The organism is Streptomyces sp. CNQ085, from assembly GCF_022614595.1.
In the GTDB taxonomy this organism is placed as follows: domain Bacteria; phylum Actinomycetota; class Actinomycetes; order Streptomycetales; family Streptomycetaceae; genus Streptomyces.
This window is the reverse complement of sequence record NZ_JAJFAU010000136.1, coordinates 3,253-13,424: the sequence shown is the minus strand read 5'-3', so window position 1 is coordinate 13,424 and position 10,172 is coordinate 3,253. Positions and strand designations below refer to the sequence as shown.

The window sequence follows — 10,172 nt, the reverse complement described above, 5'->3', positions numbered from 1 at the left end:
GCCCGCCGCCACCAGGCGGGGCCGTGCAGCCGCAGCATCAGCGCGTCGTCGGCGTTGCCGCGCTGCATGCGCAGCGACACCCAGCGGCCGGCGGGCCGCACCGGATGCGCGGTGAGCCGGTTGCCGCGCCGGATGCGCCAGCCGTCGTCCAGCACCCGCAGCGCCAGGTCGGCGTCCTCGCGGAAGGCGCGCGGGAAGCGCTCGTCGAAGCCGCCGACCGCCTTGAGCGCCTCGGTGCGGTAGGCCATGTCGGCCGTCGCCCACTGGGCGCGGGCCAGGCCGGCGGTGTTGCGCTCCCAGTCGGTGGGGCGCCGCCCGGTGGGCAGCGGCACGTCCAGCGCCCCCTGCACCCCGGCGACGGTGGGGTCGGCCTCACCCAGGTCGCGGGCCAGGGCCTCGCGCCAGCGGGCGCCGACACGCACGTCGTCGTCGAGGAAGGCCACCCAGGGGGCGGTGACCAGCTGCCAGCCGATGTTGCGGGCGCCGGCCGGGCCCCGGCCGCCGGTCTGCACCACGGCGGCGCGCTCGCGCAGCGGCCCCAGCGCGTGCAGCGGCAGGTCCTCGCGGAGCGGTTCGGGCTGCGGCCGGTCGTCCACGATCACGATCTCGCGCGGCTCGGGGCCGGCCGACCCGCCCAGCGACGCCAGGCAGTCGGCCAGGCAAGGGCGGTCGAGGGTGGGTATGACCACCGAGTAGTCGACGGCGGCCAGGTGCGGGGCGCTCACGTGAAGAACCTTCCGCGGCGGACCGCGAACGGTCCGATGGCCAGCAGGTCCACGGGGGAGGAGCCGAAGCACTCCAGCGCGTCACGCGGGGAGTCCACCATCGGGCGTCCGGCGGTGTTGAGGCTGGTGTTGACCACCACCGGCAGCCCGGTGCGGCGCTCGAAGGCGTCCAGCATGCGCGCCACCAGCGGCTCGTCGCCGGAGTTCACCGTCTGGATGCGGGCGGTGCCGTCCACGTGCACCACCGCGGGGATCCGGTCGCGCCACCGTTTGGCCACGTCGTGCACGAACAGCATGTACGGGCTGGGCAGCGGCCCGTCGAAGATCTCCGCGGCGCGCTCCTCGGCGACCATGGGCGCCACCGGGCGGAACTCCTCGCGGCCCTTCACCCGGTTGAGCCGGTCCAGGTTCTCCGCCCGGCCCGGGTGGGCCAGCAGCGAGCGGTGGCCCAGGGCGCGCGGGCCGTACTCGGCGCGGCCCTGGAACCATGCCACGATCCCGTCGCCGGCCAGCGTCTCGGCGACCGTCACGGCGATGTCGGCGGGCCGCTCGAAGGGGACGGCCGCGTCCTTCAGGAAGAACTCGATCTCTCCGTCCGACCAGCCGCGGCCCAGGTCCGCGCCGGGCATCGGCAGCGGGGACTCGCCGTGCGCGGCGGCCAGGTGCAGGGCCGCGCCCAGCGCGGTGCCCGCGTCACCGGCCGCGGGCTGCACCCACACCCGCTCGAAGGGGCCCTGGGCGGCCAGCCGGGAGTTGGCCACACAGTTCAGCGCCACCCCGCCGGCCAGGGCCAGCTCCCGGCCGCCGCCCTCGGCGTGCAGCCAGCTCGCCAGGTCCAGCAGCGTCTCCTCCAGCACGGCCTGGGCGCTGGCGGCCAGGTCGGCGTGGTCCTGGTTCCAGTCGGCGCCCGCCTCCCGGGCGGGGGCCAGCGCCGCCCACTCCACCCCGTGGGCGGTGAAGCCGCCCCTGCCGTCGCTGTGCACCCACTGGCGCAGCTGGGGCAGGAAGCGCGGCTTGCCGTAGGAGGCCAGCGCCATGACCTTGTACTCGTCGCTGGAGCGCAGGAAGCCCAGGTGCTCGGTCAGCTCCTCGTAGACCAGGCCGAGCGAGTGCGGCAGCTTCTGCGTGGCCAGCACCTCCAGCCGGTTGCCGTGGTAGCGGCCGGACAGGTGGGAGGCGCACTCGCCGCGCCCGTCGAGGACCAGGACCGCGCTGTCGCGGTGCGGTCCGGCGATCCCGGCGGACGCGGCGTGCGCCATGTGGTGCGGTACGAAGCGGACGACGGAGGGGTCCAGGCCGGGCAGCGCCTCGGCCAGGAAGGACGGGGCGCGGCGGGCGTACTCCTGGCGCAGGTGGTCCCAGGGGTCGTCCAGGCCCAGCGATTCGGCGGGGGCCGACAGCGCGGGGTCGAAGGAGTAGGCGACCGCGTCCAGGTCCGCGGGGGTGAGACCGGCCTGCCGCAGGCACCAGGCCGCCGCTCGCCCGGGCATCTCCCAGGCGGAGAACGGTACCGGCCGCTTGCCGTGCTTGCGCCGGCTGAACCGCTCCTCCTCCGCCGCCGCGACGGTGCGGCCGTCGACCACCAGTGCCGCCGCCGGGTCGTGGAAGACGGCGTTGACGCCGAGGATGCGCATGAGGGGTGCCTCCGTGATGTCGGTCCCGGTGAGTCGGGGTGGTTGCGGGTGCCCCTGGGAATGCCGTGGCGTCCGGGGTTACCTCCGGCGGTGATGCCAAACGCCGCAGGTCGACTCTGTACGGGGGAACTGACTCCAACGGGTGACGGAAGCGTGCGCGGGGGCCCGGAAGCACCGGAGGAAGAGGCCGGGGCCGCCCGGCCCGGGAGGGCGGGACGGCGTCCGGGCCCGGTCCGGGCGGAGGATCAGGCGGCGGCCCGGCGGGCGAACCAGTCGATGGTCCGCTCCAGCCCCTCCTGCCAGCCCACACGCGGTGTCCAGCCCAGCTTCTCCCTGGCCAGGGAGGTGTCCGGGCAGCGCCGGGCGGGGTCGTCGCCGGGCCGCTCGACGAAGGTGACCGGCGAGGCCGATCCGGTGAGTTTGACGACCCGGCGGGCGATTTCCAGGATGGTGGTCTCCTCCTCCCCGCCGATGTTGACCGGCCCCGGCAGGCCGCTGCGCGCGAGCGCGACGATGCCCGCCACGGTGTCGTCGGCGTAGCACAGCGAACGGGTCTGACCGCCGTCCCCGGCCACCGTCAGCGGTTCGCCCGCCAGGGCCTGCCGGATGAAGGTCGGCACGGCGCGGCCGTCCCCGGCGCGCATCCGGGGGCCGTAGGAGTTGAAGATCCGCACGATCGCGGTGTCCGTGCCGCGCGCCCCGCGGTGGGCGGTGACCAGCGCCTCCGCGTACCGCTTGGCCTCGTCGTAGACACTGCGCGGGCCGACGGGGTTGACGTGCCCCCAGTAGTCCTCGCGCTGCGGGTGCTCGCGCGGGTCGCCGTAGACCTCGGAGGTAGAGGCCAGCACCATCCGCGCGCCGTCGCGCGCGGCCAGCTCCAGGGCGTTGCGGGTGCCGCTGCTGCCCGTCTCCAGGGTCTCCAGCGGCAGCCGCAGGTAGTCCGCGGGCGAGGCGGGGCAGGCCAGGTGGAAGACCAGGTCGAAGGGGCCGCCGGGCAGGTCCGCCAGGGCGTCCGGTGCGCAGGCGTCACGCCGGACGAGGGCGAAGCCGTCCCGGCCGAGCAGATGCGCGAGGTTGCTCTCGGACCCCGAGGTCAGGTTGTCCACGGCCGTCACCGCCAGGCCGCCGTCCAGCAGGCGTTCGCACAGGTGCGACCCCAGGAACCCGGCGCCGCCGGTCACCACGGCCCGTCGCCGGTCACGTTCACCCATCATCGGCAACCTCTTCCTCTCGTTCCCCGGTTTTGTTCCCCGGAGACGGTGTAAGGGGGCGGCCCGCTGCGCACTCGGAGACCATGAGCGAAACGCACCCGGATCCGGACCCCAGGCGGTCGCCCGGCCTCGAGAGCGGTGGCGGGGTGCCGCCGGGCGAGACACCGCCCGGCGAGAGCAGTACGCCCGCGGGAGCCCCGGACCAGAACGCCAACACACCCAGCGGCTGGGGCCCGGTGCCGCTGATCCTGCTGCTGATCCTCGCCGTGCTGGTGGCGGGCTTCTTCATCGCCTACGCGGTGGCGCTGTGACAGCGGTTCCCCGGACGGCGAAACCGGAAACGCCCAAAACGACCGAGGCGGCAGGAGCGCCCAGAGCGCTGCTCACCGGCTGGTTCACCTTCCCGCACGGCGAGGCCACGGCCGGCGACGTGCTGGCGCTGGAGCGCGTCCGGGAGGTGCTGGACCGCTCCGGCATACCCCACGACACCGCCTGGAGTCCGGGATTCCGGCCGGAGGAGCCGCATCTGGATGATGCGGACCCGGCGCGGTACACCCATGTGGTCTTCGTCTGCGGCCCGCTGCACGGGTCCCAGGTCGCACAGCTCCACGAGCGCTACCCGGACTGTGTGCGCGTCGCCGTGGGCGTGTCGGTCATCGACCCCGGCGACCCGGCCGTACGCGGCTTCCACCATGTGCTGCCGCGTGACGCCGACGGGGTGCGCCCCACCGCCGATCTGGCCGCCGCCGTGCCCGAGGCGCCCGCCGCCCCGGTGGCCGGTGTGATCCTCACCCGCGGCCAGGGGGAGTACGGCGGCCGCCGCCGCCACGAGGAGGTCGCCGACCGGGTGACCGGGTGGCTGGCGCGGACCGACTGCGCCCGGGTGGAGCTGGACACCCGCCTGGCGGACGGCGACTGGCGGCTGTGCGCCACCCCCGCCCAGTTCCAGTCCGTGCTGGCCCGGCTCGACGTCGTGGTCACCGACCGGCTGCACGGCCTGGTGCTCGCCCTGCGCGCCGGGGTCCCCGCCCTGGCCGTCGACCCGGTGGCCGGCGGCGCGAAGGTGACGGCCCAGGCCCGGGTGCACCGGTGGCCGGCCCTGATCCCGGCCGAGCGGCTGACCCGGGAGGAGCTGGACCGCTGGTGGCGGTGGTGCCTGACCGGGGGCCGGGACGCGGCCCGGCGCCGGCGTTACGCCTTCCGCCGCGCCCCCGACCGGGACCAGGGCGGCGCGCTGGCGCGGCTCATGGGGCCGGAGACCGATTCCGGCTCCGCGGCGCCCGGCGCCGGGCACGTACGGCGGAGGTAGCCGGCTCCCGCGACCGGCGGCCCGGAGGCGGGCCGGTTCAGGCCCGCCCGCCCACACCGGTGGCGATCTCGTGCCGTCGGCCGCCCTTCCTCGCCCGCACCGCGCGAAGCCCGCCGGTGCCCGCCCGGCGGCCGCCCGGACGCGGTGGACGCCGCCGGAGCTGGAACCGGTGCACACCCGGTGTTTCCACACATGTGCCCCGGGTACTGCGCGAAGTGCGAAAGGAGGGAGGGTGCGGCGTGATGCTCAGCCCGCCGCCGGTCCCGGTCTGCCTGGCGATCGCTCTTGCGACGACCCGCGCGGTGTACGGCCCGGCCCGGCCGGTCGTCGTACCGGCGTCCCTCTTCCGCCACTGTGCCGCACCGGTGATCACGGGGAAGGAGGCCCCGCCCGCTCCCCGCGAGCGCGCGGACCGGGCCGAACGACCGGACACACGCGTCCGCGAACCGGAGGAGTCCCCGGGGCTGCGCGGCCACGCACCGGACGAGAACGGACCGACGCCATGAACTGCCGCGGGCGCCTGACACGGGACCGCACCACCACTGCCGTCGCGGTGTGCTCGCGCTGTCATGTGGGCCTGTGCCCCGAACACCTGCGGATCGAGTCCGGGCCCGTGTCCCGGCCCCGGCGCGACCATGCCACGGACGGGTGTACAGCCACGCGGCACGCATTCATTTATGTACGCTCTGTTCGCTGATGCGCGGTTCACCCGGGAGTGCCCTTGCTGGTTCTGATCGCCGCCCACGCCGCCGTGGCCGCCGTCCTCCCCGTCCTCGCGCCGCGCGCCGGGCGTGCCGTGTGGTGGGCGGCCGCCCTGGTGCCGCTGGCCACGCTGGTCTGGGCGGCGGCGCTCGCCCCTTCCGTGCTCGACGGGGGCGCGCCCGTGGAGCACTTCGACTGGGCGCCCTCGCTGGGTCTGGAGGTCGTCCTGCGGCTGGACGCGCTCTCACTGCTGATGACGGGGATCGTCAGCGGTGTCGGAGCCGCCGTCCTGGTCTACGGCGCCCGCTACACCTCCGAGGGGCACGGCCGCGAGTCGGCCCTGCTGCTCGCCTTCGCCGGCGTCATGCTCGGGCTGGTCACCGCCGACAACCTGCTGGTCCTGTACGTCTTCTGGGAACTGACCACCGTGGTGTCGTTCCTGCTCATCGCGGGCCGGGGCAGGAGCCGGGAGCACCGCGAGGCCGCCCAGCAGGCCCTGGTCGTCACCACCGGCGGAGGCCTGGCCATGCTGCTGGGCTTCGTGATGCTGGGGGAGGCGGCCGGCACCTACCGGATCTCGGAACTGGTCGCCGATCCCCCGGACGGCGGATACGTCCCCGCCGCGCTGGTGCTCGTCCTGGCCGGGGTCTTCACCAAGTCGGCGCAGTTCCCCCTGCACGGCTGGCTGCCCGCCGCGATGGTCGCGCCCACCACGGTGAGCGCCTATCTGCACGCCGCCGCCATGGTCAAGGCCGGCGTCTATCTGACGGCCCGGCTGGCTCCCGGCTTCGCCGACACCGAGCCCTGGCGCCCCCTGGTGCTGACCGTCGGCCTGCTGTCGCTGGTCCTCGGCGCCTGGCGGGCGCTGTGGGAGAGCGACCTCAAACGCGTCCTGGCCTACGGCACCATCAGCGAACTCGGACTCCTCCTGGCGCTGTTCGGCTACGGCACCCGCAACTCCGCGCTGGCCGGCGAGGTGATGCTGCTGGCACACGCCACCTTCAAGGCGTCGCTGTTCCTGATCACCGGCCTGGTCGAGCACCACACCGGCATCCGCGAGATCGGCCGGCTCTCCGGTCTGGGCCGCCGCAGACCGGTCCTGCTGGCCCTGGCCGCGCTCGCCGCCGCCTCCATGGCCGGGCTGCCGCCGCTGGCCGGTTACCTGGGCCACGAGGCGTACTTCGACGCCTTCTGGAACGCGGCCCGGCACGGTCCCGGGGCGGGCGAGGAATGGACGCTGGCCGCCCTGGTGGCCGGCTCCGCGCTCACCGTGGCCTACGCCGCCCGCTATCTGTGGGGCGCGTTCGCGAGCCGGCCCGGCGCGGAGCCGACACCGCAGGAGGACCCCGGAGACCGGGCGCTCGGCATGGCCGCGCCCATCGCCGCCCTGGTGGCGGCCACCCTGCTCCTGGGCGTGTGGTACCCGGGCACCGAGACCCTCACCGAGCCCTACGCCGACCGCCTGCCGTCCCCCGACGAGCCGTACCACCTCGCGCTCTGGCACGGGCTGAGTCCCGCCCTGCTGCTCTCCGCCGCCGCCCTGGCCGCCGGTCTCCTGCTGTACCGCCTGCGCCCCTCCCTGGCGGCGCTGCGCGACAGGTCCCTCCGCGCTCCCGACGCGCAGGAGGGCTACCGGCGGACGGTCCGAGGCCTCGACGGGGCGGCTGCATGGCTGACCCGCCGTACCCAGGTCGGCTCCCTTCCGGTCTACCTCACCGTGCTGCTGGCGACCGTCCTGCTGGTGCCCGGGGCCGCCCTGCTGCTGAGAGACGTCCCGCTGCCCGCCCCGCCGCTGTGGAGTTCGGCTGTCCAGGTGCCGCTGGCGGCCGTCGTACTGATCACGGCACTGGCGCTCGCGGCCGTCCGGCACCGGCTGGCGGCCACCCTGCTGTCCGGCGCGGTCGGTTACGGGGTCGCCGGACTGTTCCTGGTCCAGGGCGCCCCGGACCTGGCGCTCACCCAGTTCCTCATCGAGACACTGACACTGGTGGTCATCGTGCTGGTGCTGCGCGGGCTGCCGGCCGAACTCGGCGCCCGGACCGGATCCCGCCGCGTACGCCGGCTGCGCCTGGCAGTGGCCACGGCCGCCGGCGCACTTGTCGCGGTCCTCGCCCTGGCCGTCTCCACCGCCCGCCGGGAGCCGGCCGTGTCCGAGTTCTATACCGAGCATGTGGAGGAGGCCGGGGCTCACAACATCGTCAACGCCATCATCGTGGACTTCCGGGCCCTGGACACCCTCGGCGAGATCGCCGTGCTGCTGGTGACGGCGATCGGGGTGGGCGCCCTGATCGGGGTGCTGGACGGCAGGGCCGCGACCATCCGCGCCAGGCCGCCGGCCGCGGACCGCTACGAGCCCACCGCCCGCTGGGCCCTGCCGCACGAGCAGTGGCTGCCCGAGGCACGGGAGCTGCCCGCCCACGACCGGTCCCTGCTGCTGGAGGTCCTGGCCCGGCTGCTGTTCCCGTCCGTCCTGGTGCTCTCGCTCTACCTGCTCTACTCCGGGCACCTGCGCCCCGGTGGCGGTTTCGCCGGAGGGCTGGTGGCCGGCCAGGCGTTCACCCTGCGCTACCTGGTGGGCGGACGGGCCGACAGCGCGTTCGCCGTTCCCCTCGACCCCCGGCTGGTGGCCGGTGGCGGGCTGGCCCTCGCGGTGACCGCCGGACTGGCGCCGCTGGCCTTCGGGGGCGAACCGCTGGGCGGCGCGCTCGTGAGCGTGACGCTGCCGGTGCTCGGCCACGTGGAGCCGGCCACCACCCTGGTCTTCGACACCGGGGTGTACCTGCTGGTCGTCGGCGTCTGTCTGAAGCTGCTGTCCTCGGTCGGGCCCGCTCAGGAGACCCCCGAGGAAGCCGCCGGGGGATCCGGCGGCACACCCGACACACCCGCCACCGCGACCGGGAGCCGCGCCTGATGAGAGCACTCGACCTGACGTCGGCCCTGGTGGTGGGCGGCCTGTTCGCCGTCGGCTTCCACCTGCTGCTGCAGCGCTCCCTGATGCGCCTGCTGTTCGGCTTCCTGGTGCTGGGCCACAGCACCAACCTGCTGGTGCTGCTGGCCGCGGGCCCGCCGGGCGAGCCCCCCATCACCGGGGAGGGGCACGCGCCGGAGACGTTCGCCGACCCGCTGCCGCAGGCCATGGCGCTCACCGCCATCGTCATCACCTTCGGCATCACCGTCCTGCTGCTCGCGCTCGTCTACCGCAGCTGGCGGCTCCAGGGCCACGACGAGGTCCGCGATGACGTCGAGGACCGCAGGGTGGGAGAGGAGGTGCTGGAATCGTGATCAGCTGGCTGCTGATCGCCCCCGTCCTGCTGCCGGTGCTGGCGGCGGGCCTGTCCCTGGCCGTGTGGCGCAGCGCCGCGGCCCAGCGGATCCTGGGCACCGGGACCCTGACGGCGGTGCTGGCCGTCTCCGCCGTACTGCTGGTGCTCGCCGACCGGCGCGGTCCGCTGGTGCTCTCCGTCGGAGGCTGGCCGGCGCCGGCCGGGATCGCCCTGGTGGCGGACCGGCTGTCGGCGCTGCTGCTGGTGGTGGCGCTGGCGGTGTCCCTGGCCGTGCTGGTCTTCGCCATCGGCCAGGGAACCGCCGAGAGGGGGCTGCCCCGCACCCCCTTCCATCCGGCGTACCTGCTGCTGGTGGCCGGGGTCGCGCTGGCCTTCCTCACCGGCGATCTGTTCAACCTGTTCGTGGCCTTCGAGCTGATGCTCGCCTCCTCCTACGTGCTGATCAACCTGGGCGCCGGGGAGGGCCGCATCAGAGCCGGGATGACGTACACCATCACCAGCCTGCTGTCCTCGCTGTTGTTTCTCACCGCCATCGGGCTGATCTACGGGGCCACCGGCACGGTCAACCTCGCCGACCTCGGCGACCGCGTCCCCGGGCTCCCCGAGGGGCTCCGCAGCGTGCTCAGTCTGCTGCTGCTGATCGTCTTCGGCATCAAGGCCGCCATGGTCCCCCTCCACTTCTGGCTGCCGGACAGTTACCCGACCGCCCCGGCACCGATCACCGCCGTGCTCGCGGCACTGCTGACCAAGGTCGGCCTGTACGCCATGGTGCGCACCCAGACACTGCTCTTCCCTCGCTCGGACACCTGGACCCCGCTGCTGATCGCGGCGGCGCTGACGCTCCTGGTGGGCATCATGGGCGCCGTCGCCCAGCACGACGTCAACCGGCTGCTGTCCTTCGTGCTGGTCAGCCACATCGGGTTCATGCTCTTCGGGTTGTCGCTGTACACCGTCGGCGGACTCGCCGGGACCGTCCTGTACGCCGTCCACCACATCGCGGCACAGGCCGCGCTGTTCCTGATCGCCGGTCTGGTGGTCGGCTGGAGCGGCACGGCCACACTGTCCCGGCTGGCCCGGACGGCGCCGGCGCCCGGGCTGCTGGCCGGGCTGTTCGCACTCGCCGCCCTCAGCCTGGCCGGGATCCCACCGCTGTCCGGCTTCGTGGCCAAACTCGCCCTGCTCCAGGCCGGCGTGGCACAGGGAGGAGCGGCCGTCCCGGCACTGCTGGCCGCGGCCCTGCTCACCAGCCTCCTGACCCTGTACGTGATGGCCCGGGTATGGCGGGCGGGGGGGGGGGGGGGGGGGGG

At 74.6% G+C, this 10,172-nt stretch carries 8 protein-coding genes; 5 read left to right on the top strand and 3 right to left on the bottom strand.

Translation table 11 applies throughout. The features are described 5' to 3' along the window. From LJ221_RS19560 to LJ221_RS19550, 3 genes are all read right to left on the bottom strand, one after another. Nucleotides 1-725: glycosyltransferase family 2 protein (locus tag LJ221_RS19560; protein ID WP_241718033.1), on the bottom strand; the 725-nt coding region annotated here is incomplete at its 3' end. After that, entirely contained in the window at nucleotides 722-2,359 is a 1,638-nt protein-coding gene (locus LJ221_RS19555) for a carbamoyltransferase C-terminal domain-containing protein (RefSeq protein WP_241718032.1), read from the bottom strand. The genes LJ221_RS19560 and LJ221_RS19555, both read right to left, overlap by 4 nt. Nucleotides 2,360-2,604: 245 nt before the next feature. Then, a complete protein-coding gene (locus LJ221_RS19550; protein ID WP_374228509.1) occupies nucleotides 2,605-3,570 on the bottom strand; it encodes an NAD-dependent epimerase/dehydratase family protein in 966 nt (321 codons plus the stop codon). 83 nt (nucleotides 3,571-3,653) lie between these two features. Here LJ221_RS19550 and LJ221_RS19545 point away from each other — a divergent pair, with 83 nt between their 5' ends. The 5 genes from LJ221_RS19545 to LJ221_RS19525 form a co-directional block, all read left to right on the top strand. Further along, a complete protein-coding gene (locus LJ221_RS19545) occupies nucleotides 3,654-3,881 on the top strand; it encodes a DUF6480 family protein (protein WP_241718030.1) in 228 nt (75 codons plus the stop codon). Nucleotides 3,882-3,949: 68 nt separating this feature from the next. Beyond that, entirely contained in the window at nucleotides 3,950-4,879 is a 930-nt protein-coding gene (locus LJ221_RS19540) for a polysaccharide pyruvyl transferase family protein (protein WP_241718034.1), read from the top strand. A gap of 721 nt (nucleotides 4,880-5,600) precedes the next feature. Continuing rightward, complete coding sequence (locus LJ221_RS19535) at nucleotides 5,601-8,492, top strand: Na+/H+ antiporter subunit A (protein WP_241718029.1); 2,892 nt, start codon at nucleotides 5,601-5,603, stop codon at nucleotides 8,490-8,492. Then, complete coding sequence (locus LJ221_RS19530; protein ID WP_241718028.1) at nucleotides 8,492-8,863, top strand: Na(+)/H(+) antiporter subunit C; 372 nt, start codon at nucleotides 8,492-8,494, stop codon at nucleotides 8,861-8,863. Before LJ221_RS19535 ends, LJ221_RS19530 begins: the two co-directional genes overlap by 1 nt. Further along, nucleotides 8,860-10,172: proton-conducting transporter membrane subunit (locus tag LJ221_RS19525; protein WP_241718027.1), on the top strand; the 1,313-nt coding region annotated here is incomplete at its 3' end. The genes LJ221_RS19530 and LJ221_RS19525, both read left to right, overlap by 4 nt.

Excerpts from the sequence above, each read along its gene's own strand:
- LJ221_RS19555 (WP_241718032.1), bottom strand. The coding sequence starts at position 2,359 with ATGCGCATCCTCGGCGTCAACGCCGTCTTCCACGACCCGGCGGCGGCA.
- LJ221_RS19545 (WP_241718030.1), top strand. The coding sequence starts at position 3,654 with ATGAGCGAAACGCACCCGGATCCGGACCCCAGGCGGTCGCCCGGCCTC.
- LJ221_RS19530 (WP_241718028.1), top strand. The coding sequence starts at position 8,492 with ATGAGAGCACTCGACCTGACGTCGGCCCTGGTGGTGGGCGGCCTGTTC.
- LJ221_RS19550 (WP_374228509.1), bottom strand. The coding sequence starts at position 3,570 with ATGGGTGAACGTGACCGGCGACGGGCCGTGGTGACCGGCGGCGCCGGG.